Source organism: Pseudomonas sp. BT-42-2 (genome assembly GCF_025847435.2).
In the GTDB taxonomy this organism is placed as follows: Bacteria; Pseudomonadota; Gammaproteobacteria; order Pseudomonadales; family Pseudomonadaceae; genus Aquipseudomonas; species Aquipseudomonas urmiensis.
This window is the reverse complement of record NZ_JAOYTM010000017.1, coordinates 133,767-149,449: the sequence shown is the minus strand read 5'-3', so window position 1 is coordinate 149,449 and position 15,683 is coordinate 133,767. Positions and strand designations below refer to the sequence as shown.

The following is a 15,683-nucleotide window of genomic DNA, read 5'->3' as shown; positions in this document are numbered from 1 at the left end:
ACCACTTGATCAACAAAATCCAAATGCCGGGCGCTTCGCGCAAATAGGTTTGGTGGTAAGCTCGCCGACCATGAATACCTACAGCTCCCGCCCCGTTGTCCTCTGTCTCTCCGGCCACGACCCCAGTGGCGGCGCCGGCCTGCAGGCAGATATCGAAGCCCTGATCGCTCAAGGCTGTCACGCCGCGCCCGCCGTGACAGCCCTGACCGTCCAGGATACCGTCAACGTTTCCGACTTCCGCGTGCTCGACCGCGAGTGGGTATTGGCTCAGGCCAACGCCGTTCTCGCCGACTCCACGGTCGCTGCGGTCAAGCTGGGCATGCTCGGCTCGATCGAGATGGTCGACACCGTCGCCGAGCTGCTCGCCGCGCACCCGCACTTGCCGCTGGTCTGCGACCCGGTGCTGCGCGCCGGTGGTGGCGGCCGCCTGGGCAAGGACGAAGTCGGCTATGCCGTGCGCGAGCGACTGTTGCCGCTGGCGACCATCGCCACGCCGAACCTGCCCGAAGCGCGCATCCTCGCCGAACTGCCCGAAGGCACTGCCGACCAATGCGCGGAAAAACTCCTGCCGTTCTGTAGACACCTGCTGATTACCGGCGGTCACGGCGATGAAGAGCAAATCCACAACCGCCTGTACAGCCGCGACGGCCAGAGCCATACCTGGAAATGCCAGCGCCTGCCAGGCAGCTACCATGGCTCCGGTTGCACCCTGGCCAGCGCCCTGGCCGGTCGCCTGGCCCTTGGCGAGCAGCTCGAGAGTGCCGTACGCAGCGCTCTGGACTACACCTGGCGGACCTTGCGCGACGCCGAGCAACTTGGCCGCGGCCAGTTCGTGCCACGCCGACTGCCCTTGGACTTCTGTTCCTGATTCACGCACACGAGGCATGAAATGAAGCTACGCGGTCTGTACGCGATCACCGACAGCCAGCTGCTCGCCGGCCGGTTTTTGTCCCATGTCGAAGCGGCGCTCGAAGGCGGTGTCCGCCTGCTGCAGTACCGCGACAAGAGCAGCGACCAGGCCCAGCGCCTGCGTGAGGCCGAGGCGCTCAAAGCGCTCTGCGAGCGCTACGGCACGGAGCTGATCATCAATGACGACGCCGAGCTTGCCGCGCGTCTTGGCGTTGGCGTGCACCTGGGGCAAACCGATGGGCCGCTGACCCCCGCCCGCGCATTGCTTGGGCGCAATGCGATCATTGGCTCGACCTGCCACGCCCAACTCGACCTGGCCGCGCAGGCCGCCGCTGAAGGTGCCAGTTATGTGGCCTTCGGCCGCTTCTTCAATTCCGTGACCAAGCCCGGCGCGCCGGCCGCCAGCCTCGAGCTGCTGGCGCAGGCCCGCGCCCAGGTGAAACTGCCGATCGCGGTAATCGGTGGCATCACCCTCGACAACGCCGCCCCGCTGGTCGCCCACGGCGCCGACCTGCTGGCGGTGATCCATGGCCTGTTTGGTGCCGACGACGCCCGGGAAGTGACCCGCCGCGCCCGCGCCTTCAACGCCCTGTTCGCTTCCTGATTCAAGAGAGATTTCCATGTCCCGTTCCGAAACCCTGTTCGCCCAAGCCCAGAAGCACATCCCCGGTGGCGTCAACTCGCCCGTGCGTGCGTTCAAGAGCGTTGGCGGCACCCCGCTGTTCTTCAAGCACGCAGAAGGTGCCTATGTCATCGATGAAGATGACAAGCGCTACGTCGACTACGTTGGCTCCTGGGGGCCGATGATCCTCGGCCACAGCCATCCAGAGGTGTTGGCCTCGGTGCGCAAGCAGCTGGAGCACGGCCTGTCCTATGGCGCCCCGACCGCCATGGAAACCGAGATGGCCGACCTGGTCTGCTCGCTGGTGCCATCGATGGAAATGGTGCGCATGGTCAGCTCCGGCACCGAAGCGACCATGAGCGCGATCCGCCTGGCCCGTGGCTACACCGGTCGCGACGCCATCATCAAATTCGAAGGCTGCTATCACGGCCACTCCGACAGCCTGCTGGTCAAGGCCGGTTCCGGCCTGCTGACCCAGGGCGTGCCAAGCTCGGCCGGGGTGCCGGCAGACTTCGCCAAACACACCCTGACCCTGCCGTTCAACGACATTGCCGCGGTCGAGAAGACCCTGGCCGACGTCGGTCAGACCGTCGCCTGCATCATCGTCGAGCCGGTTGCCGGCAACATGAACTGCGTGCCCCCGGCGCCGGGCTTCCTCGAAGGCCTGCGCGAGCAGTGCGACAAGCATGGCGTGGTGCTGATCTTCGACGAAGTGATGACCGGTTTCCGCGTCTCGCTCGGCGGCGCCCAAGGCCACTACGGCATTACCCCTGACCTGTCGACGTTCGGCAAGATCGTTGGCGGCGGCATGCCGGTGGGTTGCTTTGGCGGCAAGCGCGCGATCATGGAATGCATCGCGCCGCTGGGCCCGGTCTACCAGGCCGGTACCCTGTCGGGCAACCCGCTGGCCATGGCTGCCGGCCTGACCACCTTGAAGCTGATCAGTCGCCCAGGCTTCCATGATGAGCTGAGCGCCTTCACCAGCAAGCTGCTGGACGGCCTGCAACAGCGCGCCGATGCTGCTGGCGTGCCGTTCGTCACCACTCAAGCGGGTGCGATGTTTGGCCTGTACTTCACCGGCGCCGATGACATCGTCACCTTCGACGACGTAATGGCCAGCGATGTGGAACGCTTCAAGCGCTTCTTCCACCTGATGCTCGAAGGCGGTGTTTACCTGGCGCCGAGCGCCTACGAGGCAGGCTTCACCTCGATCGTGCATGGCGAGACCGAGCTGAAGATCACCCTCGATGCGGCTGAGCGGGCGTTTGCCAAGCTGAAGTAATCGGCGCTCATGCCGGCCTCATCGCGGGGCAAGCCCGCTGCCACGACGCGTCACATTGCCTCGTGGCAGCGGGCTTGCACCGCGATGAGGGCTAGTGTGATCTGCATCACACCGCCAGAGCACACGCGAGCAAATCCCCACCTGTGCAGAAATTCGAGTAAAACTTTGTAAGGTTGGCGCTGCTTATCCCATAATGTGCCACCAGAGACATCGGACGCAGCTTTGCAGAGGTAAGTCGATCCCCATGAACCGCGCCGGCCGCGCCCTTACCCTGGGCTGCCTGTTGCTTCTTCAGCCCCTGCTGGCCCTGGCGGAGGGCGGTAACTCGTTGCTGATTCCAGCGACGGGGCGTTGCACCCTGAGCGCTCAACCCGAAGACCTGCAAACCGCCGTCAAGGCCTGCGAGCAAACCGCCGAGACTGGGGATGCCCAGGCGCAGTACGAGCTGGGTGAGTTCTACTACACCGGCAGCGGCGATCAAGCCCCGCGTGATCTGAACAAAGCGCTCAACTGGTTCCAGAAAGCTTCGCTGCAAGGCCACGCACAAGCCCAGTACCGCCTCGGCTCGATGTTCTTCCATGGTGAAGGGGTCAAGGCCAACAACGTACAGGCCTATATTCTGCTGAAGATGGCTGCGGTCAACGGCGCCGAAGACGCGCTGGACATGGCCGACGAAGTCACCGAGCAGATGCCCCGCGACGAACTCGAGCATGCTACCCAGGTGCTGGGGCAGATCTTCCGCAAATACCTGCTCGAACTGCAGAACGCCGAAGGGCGCAGCCCCTTCTCCCCCCTGCCTTAAGCGTTATTTCTCCGGCATCGGCATCGGGAACGGCATGACATTGCCGGTGTTCTTCGCTTCGCTGATCTTCGCCGTACCCAGCCGCTCGACCTCATCGATTCGCACGATCGAATGCATCGGCACGAAGCTGCGGATCACCCCCTCGAACTGCGCCTTGAGTTTCTCTTCGCTGGGGTCTACCACCACCTGGGTGCGCTCACCGAAGACGAACTCCTCGATCTCCAGAAAACCCCACAGATCGCTCTGGAAGATCTGCTTGGCGTACATTTCGAACACCTGCCCCTGGTTGAGGAAGATGACTTTATAGATGGCAGGTTCAGGTTTGCTCATGATCGGCGTGGGGACACATACGGTTGAAAATGGGCCGCATCATAGCAGACCACGGCAGCCGCGCAGTGCCCCAGCAGCCTTGCGCCGCCAAGCTGCACTCAGGCACCCTGGCTAGCAACGACCCTTGATCGTTTCAGTGCTTTCGCCACTGTCAATCAAGGGTTATTCTTGGGTTCACCTCTATTGCCGTCGAGCGGCCAAAAACGACCTTGAACGCACCCATACAACCTCATCGCTTCATCCTCGAACCTTTCGAGGCCCACCGTTTCGCCAACTTGTGCGGCCAGTTCGACGAGCACCTGCGCCTGATCGAGCAACGCCTGGCCATCGAGATCCGCAACCGCGGTAACCAGTTCGAACTGCTTGGCGAGCCCAAGGCCACCTCCGCCGCCGAACAGCTGCTGCGCCGTCTCTATCGCGAGACCAAGGCCACCGAGCTGTCGCCGGAAACGGTCCACCTTTATCTACAAGAGTCGGCGGTCGAGCACATCGACAACCCGGCGGTCAATGAAGTCAGCGTCTCGCTGCGCACGCGCAAGGGCAACATTCGTCCGCGCGGCCTCAACCAGCAGCGCTACGTCAAAGAGATCCTGGCCAACGACATCAACTTCGGCATCGGCCCGGCCGGCACTGGCAAGACCTACCTTGCCGTTGCCTGCGCCGTCGACGCGCTGGAGCGCGAACAAGTGCGGCGCATCCTGTTGGTGCGCCCGGCGGTCGAGGCGGGCGAAAAGCTCGGTTTCCTGCCTGGCGACCTGGCGCAGAAGATCGACCCCTACCTGCGCCCGCTGTACGACGCCCTCTACGAGATGCTCGGCTTCGAACATGTCGCCAAGCTGATCGAGCGTCAGGTGATCGAGATCGCCCCGCTGGCCTACATGCGCGGACGCACCCTGAACAACAGCTTCATCATCCTCGACGAGAGCCAGAACACCACGCTCGAGCAGATGAAGATGTTCCTCACCCGCATCGGCTTCGGCTCGACCGCGGTGATCACCGGCGACATCACCCAGGTCGACCTGCCGCGCGGCACCAAGTCGGGGCTGGCGCACGTGATCGAGGTGCTCAAGGACGTGCCGGGCATCAGCTTTACCCATTTCCAGCCTAAAGACGTCGTGCGCCACCCGCTGGTGCAACGCATCGTCGAGGCCTATGACCGTTTCGAAGGCCGCCAGGCCCAGGCCGAGGCACCTGCCCGCGATGCTTGAACTCGACCTGCAACGGGCCACGGATGCCGCCGCCCCTGATGACGCCGCCTTCCGCCGCTGGTGCGAGTTGGCCCTGCGCCAGCGCAGCGCCGACTCGGAAATGACCATCCGTCTGGTCGATGAAGCCGAAGGTCGTGAGCTCAATCACACCTATCGTCACAAAGACTACGCGACCAATGTGCTTTCCTTCCCTGCCGACGTGCCGGACGAGCTGCTCGACATTCCGCTGCTGGGCGACCTGGTGATCTGCGTGCCAGTGGTCGAGCGCGAAGCGGCCGAACAGGGCAAGGCGCTTGAAGCGCATTGGGCGCACCTGGTCATTCACGGCTGCCTGCACCTGCTCGGCTACGATCACATCGAAGATGACGAAGCCGAGGAAATGGAAGCACTGGAACGAACATTGCTGGCCGAACTGGGTCACCCGGACCCCTACGCCGACGACGAACTCCCTCACCACGATATCTGCAAGGAACACGAGTAACCGCCATGAGCGAAGACCGATCGAGCAACGGGCAAAAGTCCTGGCTGGGTAAACTGACCCAGGCTTTTGCCCATGAGCCGAAAAACCGCCAGGAGCTCCTCGAGCTGCTGCGCGAAGCCCATCAGAACAAGCTGCTCGACAGCGAAGCGCTGACCATTGTCGAAGGTGCCATCCAGGTCGCTGACCTGCAGGTGCGCGACATCATGGTGCCGCGCTCGCAGATGATCAGCATCAAGGCCAGCCAGTCGCCTCGTGAGTTTCTGCCGTCGGTGATCGACGCCGCCCACTCGCGCTACCCGGTGATTGGCGAAAGCCACGATGATGTGCTCGGGATCCTGCTGGCCAAGGACCTGCTGCCGCTGATCCTCAAGGAGAACGGCGACAGCTTCAACATCAAGGACCTGCTGCGTCCGGCCACTTTCGTGCCGGAATCCAAGCGCCTGAACGTGCTGCTGCGCGAGTTTCGCGCCAACCACAACCACATGGCCGTGGTCATCGACGAATACGGCGGTGTGGCAGGCCTGGTAACCATCGAAGACGTGCTTGAGCAGATCGTCGGCGACATCGAGGACGAACACGATGTCGAGGAAGACAGCTACATCAAGCCACTGCCCAGCGGCGATTTCCTGGTCAAGGCGCTGACGCCGATCGAGAACTTCAACGAGTTCTTCGACAGCGAGTTCTCTGACGATGAGTTCGACACCGTCGGCGGCTTGGTCATGAGTGCCTTCGGCCACTTGCCCAAACGCAACGAAACCACTGAGATCGGCGCCTACCGCTTCCGCATTCTCAACGCCGACAGCCGGCGTGTTCACTTGCTGCGCCTGACCCCGATTACCCGTTAAGGAAAACCATGCGCTGGATCACCCGCCCCGGCTGGCCCGGTAACCTGCTGGCCATGGCGGCCGGCGCGTCTACCCTGCTGGCCCTGTCGCCGTTTGACTTCTGGCCACTGGCCTTGCTCGCCTTGGGCCTGTTCTACGCCGGCCTGCGCGAGCTGAGCCCACGCCAGGCCATGGCCCGTGGCTGGTGCTACGGCTTCGGCCTGTATGGCGCCGGCACCAGCTGGATCTACGTCAGCATGAACACCTACGGCGGCGCCTCGCCGCTGCTGGCAATAGTGCTGTTGGTGGCGTTTTTTGCCGCCATTGCCTGGTTCTTCGCCCTGCCCGCCTGGCTCTGGGCGCGCTGGCTGCGCCGTAACGAGGCGCCGCTGGCCGATGCCTTGTGCTTCGCTGCCCTGTGGCTGCTGCAGGAGGCTTTCCGTGGCTGGTTCCTGACCGGTTTCCCCTGGCTGTACTCCGGCTACAGCCAGTTGGACGGGCCATTGGCCGGCCTGGCCCCGCTGGGCGGCGTATGGTTGATCTCGTTTGCCCTGGCCTTGACGGCAGCGCTGCTGTGCAATCTGCACCGCCTGCGCGCACGGCGGTCGTTCCTGGCCATAGGCGTGCTGTTGCTGGTCGGCCCATGGATTCTCGGCATTGCCCTGAAAAACCACGCCTGGACCCGGCCGGCGGGCGAGCCGCTGACGGTCGCGGCTGTGCAAGGCAATGTCGAGCAGGACCTGAAATGGGACCCCGCCCACATCAATGCCCAGCTGGCGCTGTACCGCGACATGAGCTTCACCTCCAAACCGGTCGACTTGTTGATCTGGCCGGAAACCGCGGTACCGGTGCTCAAGGACCAGGCCCAGGGCTACATCGACATGATGGGTGGGTTCGCCGCCGAGCGGCATTCGGCGCTGATTACCGGTGTGCCAGTGCGGGAAATCGTCCACAAGCAGCGCCGCTACTACAACGGCATCACCGTGGCCGGCGAAGGCGACGGCACTTACCTGAAACAGAAACTGGTGCCGTTTGGCGAGTACGTGCCGCTGCAAGACATGCTGCGGGGGGCGATCGAGTTCTTCAACCTGCCGATGTCGGACTTCGCCCGCGGCCCCGAAGACCAGGCGCTGTTGCAAGCCAAGGGTTACCAGATCGCCCCGTACATCTGCTACGAAGTGGTCTATCCCGAATTCGCCGCCAGCCTGGCCGCCCGCAGCGACCTGCTGCTGACCATCAGCAACGACACCTGGTTCGGCACCTCGATCGGCCCATTGCAGCACCTGCAGATGGCGCAGATGCGCGCGCTGGAGGCTGGCCGCTGGATGATCCGCGCGACCAACAACGGCGTCACCGCGCTGATCGACCCGTTTGGCAAGATCACCGCGCAGATCCCTCAGTTCCAGCAGGCGATCCTGTATGGCGAAGTGGTGCCGATGCAGCAGCTCACGCCTTATCTGCAATGGCGCTCTTGGCCGTTGGCGATTCTCTGCGCAGTGCTGATGGGGTGGGCACTACTGGCCGGGCGCATTGCCAAGACCGTTTGACGGCAGGGCCAAAACCGCCCCTATCGCGGGGCAAGCCTGCTCCCACGCCAATCGTCCTTACAACGGCGTGGGAGCAGGCTTACCTCGCGATAGCTTCGCCACCGCCTACGCTCAGTAGAACAATCGATACCCAACCAACCCTACCGCCTCATTGAGCAACTGCCCGCTCTGCCAAACCGCCCGGCTATCAGGCAACAGCCCGGCAAACGGCCGCGCATGATCCTGGCCCAGGAACCCCACTGGCGCCGGCACCACCTCAAACCCCGCCCGCTCGAAGCTCCAGCGCGAACGCTGCATGTGCCAGGCCTGGGTCACTACCACTACCCGGCGAATACCCAGCGGCTGCAACACTTGCGCGCTCATTTGGGCGTTTTCCCAGGTAGTGCGGCTGCCTTCTTCCTTCCACTTGACCAGCACGCCAAAGTCATCGCGCAGCCGATCGGCCATCAACTGCGCCTCACTCGGCGGCGTACCATAATGCAGCCCGCCACTGATCAGCACCGGTAGGCCCGAAGCCTTGGCCAGTTGTGCGGCGTAACGCATACGCTCCAACGCTGTGCCGGTGGGCTGGTCCTGACCACCCCAAGCCGGATCACCGCGCTCACGTCCCGCCCCGAGCACCACGATCGCATCGGCGCGCGCGGCCAGCCCGGACCACTGCTCAAGGCCCAACGCCTGTTCGGTTTCCAACTGCCGCGCAGTGTGCTCCACCACCCACGGCAAGCTCATCAACCACAACCCGCCCAGGCCCAGAACGAAACAGGCCAACGCCAAGCGCGGCCGCCGCTTGCGCAGCCACCAGGCAGCCAGCAGCAACAGGAACAGTAACCCCGGGGGCAACAACCATTGTTTGATGAAGTAACGAATCGGCACGACGCACACCTCCTGTGAAGGCGTGCAGCCTAAGAGGATCGGCGCCGGGCAACAAGTACGCATCCGGCGCCGATCATGTGGTATGTGTTGGAAAAAGAACCGGCGCGTGACCCTCTGCGCCTGGAATCCTGAACGACTATCGGAATGGCAGCGTCCTGGATCTCGCCGTGGTGGCGGGGCGTTTCTTGTCCTTGAGCCAGACGATCTTTGCTGACGACGGCTCCGGCTGCTGGTGGGCAGCGGCACTGGCAAAACGGCTTTCCGGGAGGGATTCCAGGTAGGCCTTGATCACTTCGAACTCTGCATGGCTGAGGCCGCGCAACTCCAGTTCTGCTGGCATTTCGTCGCGTAATCTCACCGAGGTCCTGGCCACTTCCAGCGCCAGTCCCAAACGGTCGATCAAGCGTTCGTAAAGCTCCGGTTTGCTTGCGGGTAGCTGCGATTCTCCCATCCGTTCACCTCATTGAAGATAAAGATATCTCCCCCCACACCTGAGCTTAGCGTCACTGCAAAAAGCAGCCGCTTGCAGCGACCAACGGCCCGCAAGGCCGCTCGGCGCAATAGGGTTTCCCACGACGCGCAGCGCTCATGTATGCTACGGCGTTCACTCTTACCGACACCGGAGTGCCGGACGCAGCGAGGTTCCGCTGCCGGGAACAAGGTCTCTTCTCTCTCAGCCAAAAGTAGCCATGCACGAACAATACACGCCCCGTGAAGTAGAAGCCGCCGCCCAGAAATCCTGGGACGAGCAACGATCGTTCGCTGTGACCGAACAGCCAGGCAAAGACACCTACTATTGCCTATCGATGTTCCCGTACCCGAGCGGCAAGCTACACATGGGCCACGTGCGCAACTACACCATTGGCGACGTGATCGCCCGTTACCAGCGCATGCTCGGCAAAAATGTCCTGCAGCCAATGGGCTGGGACGCGTTTGGTATGCCTGCGGAAAACGCGGCGATGAAAAACAACGTCGCCCCGGCCAAGTGGACCTACGAAAACATCGACTACATGAAGACCCAGCTCAAGAGCCTGGGCCTGGCCATCGACTGGTCGCGTGAAGTCACCACCTGCAAGCCCGACTACTACCGTTGGGAGCAGTGGCTGTTCACCCGCCTGTTCGAAAAAGGCGTCATCTACCGCAAGAACGGCACCGTCAACTGGGACCCTGCCGATCAGACCGTACTGGCCAACGAACAGGTCATCGACGGCCGCGGCTGGCGTTCCGGCGCGCTGATCGAAAAGCGCGAAATCCCGATGTACTACTTCCGCATCACCGACTACGCCGACGAGCTGCTGGAAAGCCTCGACGAGCTGCCGGGCTGGCCTGAGCAGGTCAAGACCATGCAGCGCAACTGGATCGGCAAGTCGCGCGGCATGGAAGTGCAGTTCCCCTATGACCAGGCCAGCATCGGTCATGAGGGCACGCTGAAGGTCTTCACTACCCGTCCCGATACCCTGATGGGCGCCACCTACGTCGCAGTCGCCGCCGAGCACCCGCTGGCCACCCAGGCCGCCCAGGCCAACCCGGCGTTGCAGGCGTTCATCGACGAATGCAAGAGCGGCAGTGTCGCCGAGGCCGACATGGCCACCCAGGAGAAGAAGGGCATGCCCACTTCCCTGTTCGTCGAGCACCCGCTGACGGGCGAGAAGTTGCCCGTGTGGGTCGCCAACTACGTGCTGATGCACTACGGCGACGGCGCGGTCATGGCCGTACCTGCCCACGATGAGCGTGATTTCGAGTTCGCCCACAAGTACAACCTGCCGGTCAAGGCCGTGGTCCGTACCAGCGCCGGTGACGAAGTGTCCAGCGAGTGGCAAGCCGCCTACGGCGAGCATGGCCAGCTGATCAACTCCGGCGAGTTCGACGGCCTGGACTTCCAGGGCGCCTTCGACGCCATCGAAGCCGCGCTGATCCGCAAAGAGCTGGGCAAATCGCGCACTCAGTTCCGCCTGCGCGACTGGGGTATCAGCCGCCAGCGCTACTGGGGCTGCCCGATCCCGATCATCCACTGCCCGTCCTGCGGCGACGTACCGGTGCCGGAAGACCAACTGCCGGTGACCCTGCCGGAGAACGTGGTACCGGACGGCGCCGGTTCGCCGCTGGCGCGCATGCCCGAGTTCTACGAGTGCACCTGCCCCAAATGCGGCACTGCGGCCAAGCGCGAAACCGACACCATGGACACCTTCGTCGAGTCGTCCTGGTACTTCGCCCGCTACGCCTCGCCGAACTACGACCAGGGCCTGGTCGATCCGAAAGCGGCCAACCACTGGCTGCCGGTCGACCAGTACATCGGCGGCATCGAACATGCCATCCTGCACCTGCTGTATGCGCGCTTCTTCCACAAGCTGATGCGCGACGAAGGCCTGGTCACCTCGAATGAGCCGTTCAAGAACCTGCTGACCCAGGGCATGGTGGTCGCCGAGACCTACTACCGCGTTGCCAGCAACGGCGGCAAGGATTGGTTCAACCCGGCCGACGTGGAAATCGAGCGTGATGCCAAGGCCAAGATCATTGGCGCGCGTCTGAAGACCGACGGCCTGCCGGTAGAAATCGGCGGCACCGAGAAGATGTCCAAGTCGAAGAACAACGGCGTCGACCCGCAGTCGATGATCGATGCCTACGGCGCCGACACCTGCCGTCTGTTCATGATGTTCGCCTCGCCGCCCGACATGAGCCTGGAGTGGTCCGACTCCGGTGTCGAAGGTGCCAGCCGCTTCCTGCGTCGCGTTTGGCGCTTGGCCCAGGCGCACGTCAGCCAAGGCCTGCCGGGCCAGCTCGACATCGCCGCCCTGGATGACGCGCAAAAAGTCATTCGCCGCTCGATCCATGCAGCCATCAAGCAGGCCAGCACCGATGTCGGCCAATACCACAAGTTCAACACCGCCATCGCCCAGGTGATGACCGTGATGAACGTGCTGGAGAAGGCTCCACAAGCCACCGCGCAGGACCGTGCCCTGCTCCAGGAAGGCCTGGAAGCGGTCACTCTGCTGCTGGCGCCGATTACCCCGCACATCAGCCACGAACTGTGGAAGGCGCTGGGCCACAGCCAGTCGGTGATCGATGCCGCCTGGCCGAGCGTCGACGAAGCCGCCCTGGTGCAAGACACCGTGACGCTGGTGGTCCAGGTCAACGGCAAGCTGCGTGGTCAGGTGGAAATGCCTGCCGCCGCCAGCCGCGAGGAAGTCGAGGCAGCCGCCCGCAACAACGAAAACGTCCTGCGCTTCACCGACGGCCTGACAATCCGCAAGGTCATCGTGGTTCCGGGCAAGCTGGTCAACATCGTCGCCAACTGATGGCAACGCCCGCCCGCAGCCACTGCGGGCGGGCGGAACAGGCCCACAAGGGAGCTTCAACATGATCAAACGCAATCTGCTGGTAATGGGCCTGGCTGTCATGCTCAGCGCCTGTGGTTTCCAGCTGCGCGGCACCGGCACCAGTGAACTGGCGATCAAAGAGCTGGACGTCAGTGCCCGCAACGCCTACGGCGAAACCGTCACTCAACTGCGCCAGGTGCTGCAACGTAGCGGCGTCGACGTGCACACCGGCGCTCCTTACCGCCTGGTGCTGACCGATGAGAAAGAAACTCAGCGCGCCGCCACCTACAGCGGCGGCAACCGTTCTGCCGAGTACGAGCTGACTACCGTGCTCGACTACAGCATTCTTGGCCTGAACAACGTGCCGCTGCTCAGCGACAAGCTGGAAGTGCGCAAGATCTACGTGCATGACGGCGACAACATCACCGGCTCCGACCAGGAAGGCATCCAGACCCGCGAAGAACTGCGTCGCGACCTGGTGCAAGGCATGGTCGTGCGCCTGCAGATGCTGACCCCGGCCCAGCTTGATCAGCTGCAGCAGGAAGCCGACGAGCGTGCCAAGGCCGAAGCCGAAGCCGCCGCTGCCGCCCAGCGTTATCGCGATGAAACACCGCAACAGTCCCCTCTGGAAATCCCGGGCACTTAAGCCCGTACGGGGCACCCCCGGGTGCCCCGCCTTGTGCTCATGAAGCTCGCCCCCGCCCAACTCAACAAACACCTGCAAGGTGCCTTGGCCCCGGTCTATGTGGTCAGCGGCGACGACCCGCTGCTATGCCAGGAAGCCGCCGATGCCATTCGCTCGGCTGCTCGCCAGCAAGGCTTCGACGAACGCCAGGTGTTCAGTGCCGACGCCAACTTCGACTGGGGTAGCCTGCTGCTGGCCGGTGCCAGCCTGTCACTGTTTGCCCAGCGCCGCCTGCTGGAACTGCGCCTGCCCTCGGGCAAGCCCGGCGACAAAGGCGCGGCGGCCTTGATGGAGTACTGCGCCAACCCTGCTGAAGACACCCTGCTGCTGATCAGCCTGCCCAAGCTCGATGGCAGCGCGCAGAAGACCAAGTGGGGCAAGGCGCTGGTCGAAGGTGCGCACTGCCAGTTCATCCAGATCTGGCCGGTGGACGCCCAGCAGTTGCCGCAATGGATCAACCAGCGCTTGTCCCAGGCAGGCTTGTCGGCGCAGCGCGATGCGGTGGAGCTGATCGCCGCTCGGGTCGAAGGCAACCTGCTGGCCGCTGCGCAAGAGATCGAAAAGCTCAAGCTGCTGGCCGACGGCAACCAGATCACGGTGGAAACCGTGCAGGCGGCGGTGGCCGACAGCGCCAGGTTTGATGTGTTCGGCCTGGTCGATGCGATCCTCAAGGGTGAGGCGGCGCATGCGCTGCGTATGCTCGAGGGGTTGCGCGGCGAAGGGGTAGAGCCGCCGGTGATTCTCTGGGCGCTGGCTCGTGAGCTGCGCTTGCTGGCGGGTATTGCCCAGCAATTCAGCCAGGGCGTGCCGTTGGACAAGGCATTCAGCCAGGCCCGGCCACCGGTGTGGGACAAGCGCCGGCCCCTGGTCAGCAAGGCCCTGCAACGGCTCTCGGCGCAACGCTGGGCGCAGTTACTGCAGGATGCCCAGCGCATCGATGCGCAGATCAAGGGCCAGGCCGAGGGCTCGCCCTGGACCAGCCTGGCGCGGTTGTCGCTGTTGATGGCTGGGCAGCGGTTGAGCTTGCCTTCTCAGTAGGCTTGAGATTTTGGGGCCGCGTAGCGGCCCTTCGCGGGCAAGCCCGCTCCCACAAGGACCGCCGCCGCAATCCCTGTGGGAGCGGGCTTGTCGGCGCGCCGAACCGCCGCGAAGGGCCGCGTAGCGGAGCCATTCACTGATCATATAAACAATCAATTGGCCCACCCGTTCCAAGCGACCTACAGTGCGCCCGTCACTCACCACGCTGGACCTTCAAGATGAGCAAAAAGCCGAAAAAACACGGCCCGAACAAGGCCAAATCCATCATCGCCCAGCCACTGTTCCGCAGCCGACAGGAACAACCAGGCAAGGGCAAAGGCAGCTACCGCCGCGAAGCCTTCCAATCGAGAGATTGGGAGGCTTGTTACTTTTTGGCCGCATGAAAGCATCAAAAGCGCAGGCATGGTATGGTCGGCACCTGACCTGTAATTCCTGGATCTGTGCATGCTCTTCAGTCTGTTCCCACGCTGGCAACCCCGCCAGCTGATCGCGGCCTCCAGCCTCATCCTGCTCGTCGCCTGCGCGGAGAAACCCACCGCTGCCGACGCCCTGCCGCTGGCCCCTGCCCAGCCCGCTCCGGTGGTCAACCTGCCCGGCAGCACACCTGACGTCAGTACTGAAATCCAGCCCCTGCAGACCTTCGCCCAATGGCAGGCGGGCTTCCGTCAGCAAGCACTGCAGGCCGGCATCAGCGCAAGTTTGTTCGACCGCGCCTTCAGCGGCGTCACACCCGATATGGACGTGATCAAGGCCGACCGCAGCCAGCCCGAGTTCACCCGCCCTGTGTGGGAATACCTCGATGGCGCGCTGTCGCCACTGCGCGTGCGCAATGGTAAGAAGCTGCTTGAGCAAAATGCCGAGCTGCTGTCGCGCATCGAACAGCGCTACGGCGTAGACCGCCAGGTGCTGGTATCGGTGTGGGGCATGGAGAGTAACTTCGGCCAGTTCCAGGGTAGCAAGTCGGTGATCCGCTCGCTGGCGACCCTGGCCTATGAAGGCCGGCGCCCGCAGTTCGCCCAGGACCAGCTGATTGCAGCGCTGCAGATCCTGCAAAACGGCGACATCCAGCCGGAGGCAATGCGTGGGTCGTGGGCCGGGGCGATGGGTCAGACCCAGTTCATCCCGACTACCTACAACACCCACGCGGTGGACTTCGACGGTGATGGCCGTCGCGATATCTGGAACAGCACCGCCGATGCCCTGGCATCCACCGCCCATTACCTGCAAAGCTCAGGTTGGAAGCGTGGTCAACCGTGGGGCTTCGAAGTCCAAGTGCCGGCCAACTTCGATTACTGGATCGCCGACGGCGCCCAGCGCAAGACGGTCAGCGAATGGCTGCAACTGGGCGTGAAACTGCCCAGTGGCACGCAACTGCCTGCCGCTAGCAACCAGCTATCAGCCGCGCTGCTGCTGCCTGCCGGCGCCAAAGGCCCTGCCTTCCTGGTGTTGGACAACTTCCGCGCGATTCTCAAGTACAACAATTCATCTTCCTATGCACTGGCGGTAAGCCTGCTGGGTGACCGCTTCTCCGGCTGGGGCTTCATTGCTGGCAGCTGGCCGAAAGAAGACCTGCCATTGAGCCGCAGCGAGCGCATCGAGTTGCAGAACCTGCTCAATGCCAGCGGGCATGAGGCGGGCAACGCCGATGGCATCATTGGTGCCAATACCCGCAAGGCGATTCGTAATGCGCAGCAAGCGCAAGGGATGCCGGCGGATGGCTACCCGACGCATAAGTTGCTCGACAGCCTGCGTAGCCGCTAGCGAG

The 15,683-nt window shown here is 63.5% G+C and carries 16 protein-coding genes; 13 read left to right on the top strand and 3 right to left on the bottom strand.

The genetic code is table 11. From position 1 onward, the window contains the following. The first annotated feature begins 70 nt into the window (after positions 1-70). The 4 genes from OIU19_RS21235 to OIU19_RS21220 all read left to right on the top strand — a co-directional run bounded on the left by OIU19_RS21235 (position 71) and on the right by OIU19_RS21220 (position 3,615). Positions 71-868, top strand: a complete 798-nt coding sequence (locus OIU19_RS21235) for a hydroxymethylpyrimidine/phosphomethylpyrimidine kinase (protein WP_264236650.1) — start codon at positions 71-73, stop codon at positions 866-868. A gap of 21 nt (positions 869-889) precedes the next feature. Beyond that, entirely contained in the window at positions 890-1,513 is a 624-nt protein-coding gene (gene thiE / locus OIU19_RS21230) for a thiamine phosphate synthase (RefSeq protein WP_264236649.1), read from the top strand. A 16-nt stretch (positions 1,514-1,529) separates the two neighbouring features. Beyond that, positions 1,530-2,813 carry a glutamate-1-semialdehyde 2,1-aminomutase gene (gene hemL / locus OIU19_RS21225; protein WP_264236648.1) on the top strand — a complete coding sequence of 428 codons (1,284 nt, stop codon included), beginning with the start codon at positions 1,530-1,532 and terminating at the stop codon, positions 2,811-2,813. Positions 2,814-3,057: 244 nt separating this feature from the next. Further along, positions 3,058-3,615 carry a tetratricopeptide repeat protein gene (locus OIU19_RS21220; protein WP_264236647.1) on the top strand — a complete coding sequence of 186 codons (558 nt, stop codon included), beginning with the start codon at positions 3,058-3,060 and terminating at the stop codon, positions 3,613-3,615. Between the two features lie 3 nt (positions 3,616-3,618). Here the strand turns inward: OIU19_RS21220 and OIU19_RS21215 are convergent, their stop codons facing one another. Then, positions 3,619-3,945 carry a DUF1820 family protein gene (locus OIU19_RS21215; RefSeq protein ID WP_186556682.1) on the bottom strand — a complete coding sequence of 109 codons (327 nt, stop codon included), beginning with the start codon at positions 3,943-3,945 and terminating at the stop codon, positions 3,619-3,621. Positions 3,946-4,154: 209 nt separating this feature from the next. Here OIU19_RS21215 and OIU19_RS21210 point away from each other — a divergent pair, with 209 nt between their 5' ends. Genes OIU19_RS21210 through lnt form a run of 4 tightly spaced genes read left to right on the top strand, consistent with a single transcriptional unit; the run spans position 4,155 to position 8,005 of the window. Next, positions 4,155-5,153: a PhoH family protein gene (locus tag OIU19_RS21210; RefSeq protein ID WP_186556681.1), complete on the top strand. Its 999-nt coding sequence runs from the start codon at positions 4,155-4,157 to the stop codon at positions 5,151-5,153. Beyond that, complete coding sequence (gene ybeY / locus OIU19_RS21205; protein ID WP_186556680.1) at positions 5,146-5,634, top strand: rRNA maturation RNase YbeY; 489 nt, start codon at positions 5,146-5,148, stop codon at positions 5,632-5,634. The genes OIU19_RS21210 and ybeY overlap by 8 nt, the downstream gene beginning before the upstream one ends. 5 nt (positions 5,635-5,639) lie before the next feature. Next, positions 5,640-6,479, top strand: coding sequence for an HlyC/CorC family transporter (locus OIU19_RS21200; RefSeq protein ID WP_186556679.1), 840 nt, complete (start codon positions 5,640-5,642; stop codon positions 6,477-6,479). Positions 6,480-6,487: 8 nt separating this feature from the next. Further along, a complete protein-coding gene (gene lnt, locus OIU19_RS21195; protein ID WP_264236645.1) occupies positions 6,488-8,005 on the top strand; it encodes an apolipoprotein N-acyltransferase in 1,518 nt (505 codons plus the stop codon). A 111-nt stretch (positions 8,006-8,116) separates the two neighbouring features. On the opposite strand, the gene OIU19_RS21190 is transcribed toward lnt, so the two are convergent. Beyond that, positions 8,117-8,878, bottom strand: a complete 762-nt coding sequence (locus OIU19_RS21190) for a YdcF family protein (protein WP_264236644.1) — start codon at positions 8,876-8,878, stop codon at positions 8,117-8,119. A 136-nt stretch (positions 8,879-9,014) separates the two neighbouring features. Then, entirely contained in the window at positions 9,015-9,329 is a 315-nt protein-coding gene (locus tag OIU19_RS21185; protein WP_186556676.1) for a hypothetical protein, read from the bottom strand. Positions 9,330-9,567: 238 nt separating this feature from the next. Here OIU19_RS21185 and leuS point away from each other — a divergent pair, with 238 nt between their 5' ends. The 5 genes from leuS to OIU19_RS21160 all read left to right on the top strand — a co-directional run bounded on the left by leuS (position 9,568) and on the right by OIU19_RS21160 (position 15,679). Beyond that, positions 9,568-12,174: a leucine--tRNA ligase gene (gene leuS / locus OIU19_RS21180; protein WP_264236643.1), complete on the top strand. Its 2,607-nt coding sequence runs from the start codon at positions 9,568-9,570 to the stop codon at positions 12,172-12,174. 61 nt (positions 12,175-12,235) lie between these two features. Next, positions 12,236-12,841: an LPS assembly lipoprotein LptE gene (lptE, locus tag OIU19_RS21175; protein ID WP_186556674.1), complete on the top strand. Its 606-nt coding sequence runs from the start codon at positions 12,236-12,238 to the stop codon at positions 12,839-12,841. Between the two features lie 39 nt (positions 12,842-12,880). Next, complete coding sequence (gene holA, locus OIU19_RS21170) at positions 12,881-13,918, top strand: DNA polymerase III subunit delta (protein WP_264236642.1); 1,038 nt, start codon at positions 12,881-12,883, stop codon at positions 13,916-13,918. A gap of 218 nt (positions 13,919-14,136) precedes the next feature. Continuing rightward, positions 14,137-14,301 carry an alternative ribosome rescue factor ArfA gene (gene arfA, locus OIU19_RS21165; protein ID WP_186556672.1) on the top strand — a complete coding sequence of 55 codons (165 nt, stop codon included), beginning with the start codon at positions 14,137-14,139 and terminating at the stop codon, positions 14,299-14,301. A 61-nt stretch (positions 14,302-14,362) separates the two neighbouring features. Continuing rightward, positions 14,363-15,679 carry a lytic murein transglycosylase gene (locus OIU19_RS21160; protein ID WP_264236640.1) on the top strand — a complete coding sequence of 439 codons (1,317 nt, stop codon included), beginning with the start codon at positions 14,363-14,365 and terminating at the stop codon, positions 15,677-15,679. Positions 15,680-15,683: the final 4 nt, after the last annotated feature.

Bases quoted from the DNA above. Each gene is read 5' to 3' on its own strand.
- arfA (WP_186556672.1), top strand. From the start codon at position 14,137: ATGAGCAAAAAGCCGAAAAAACACGGCCCGAACAAGGCCAAATCCATC.
- lptE (WP_186556674.1), top strand. From the start codon at position 12,236: ATGATCAAACGCAATCTGCTGGTAATGGGCCTGGCTGTCATGCTCAGC.
- hemL (WP_264236648.1), top strand. From the start codon at position 1,530: ATGTCCCGTTCCGAAACCCTGTTCGCCCAAGCCCAGAAGCACATCCCC.
- leuS (WP_264236643.1), top strand. From the start codon at position 9,568: ATGCACGAACAATACACGCCCCGTGAAGTAGAAGCCGCCGCCCAGAAA.
- OIU19_RS21215 (WP_186556682.1), bottom strand. From the start codon at position 3,945: ATGAGCAAACCTGAACCTGCCATCTATAAAGTCATCTTCCTCAACCAG.
- OIU19_RS21220 (WP_264236647.1), top strand. From the start codon at position 3,058: ATGAACCGCGCCGGCCGCGCCCTTACCCTGGGCTGCCTGTTGCTTCTT.
- ybeY (WP_186556680.1), top strand. From the start codon at position 5,146: ATGCTTGAACTCGACCTGCAACGGGCCACGGATGCCGCCGCCCCTGAT.
- holA (WP_264236642.1), top strand. From the start codon at position 12,881: ATGAAGCTCGCCCCCGCCCAACTCAACAAACACCTGCAAGGTGCCTTG.
- OIU19_RS21235 (WP_264236650.1), top strand. From the start codon at position 71: ATGAATACCTACAGCTCCCGCCCCGTTGTCCTCTGTCTCTCCGGCCAC.
- OIU19_RS21200 (WP_186556679.1), top strand. From the start codon at position 5,640: ATGAGCGAAGACCGATCGAGCAACGGGCAAAAGTCCTGGCTGGGTAAA.
- thiE (WP_264236649.1), top strand. From the start codon at position 890: ATGAAGCTACGCGGTCTGTACGCGATCACCGACAGCCAGCTGCTCGCC.
- OIU19_RS21185 (WP_186556676.1), bottom strand. From the start codon at position 9,329: ATGGGAGAATCGCAGCTACCCGCAAGCAAACCGGAGCTTTACGAACGC.
- OIU19_RS21160 (WP_264236640.1), top strand. From the start codon at position 14,363: ATGCTCTTCAGTCTGTTCCCACGCTGGCAACCCCGCCAGCTGATCGCG.
- lnt (WP_264236645.1), top strand. From the start codon at position 6,488: ATGCGCTGGATCACCCGCCCCGGCTGGCCCGGTAACCTGCTGGCCATG.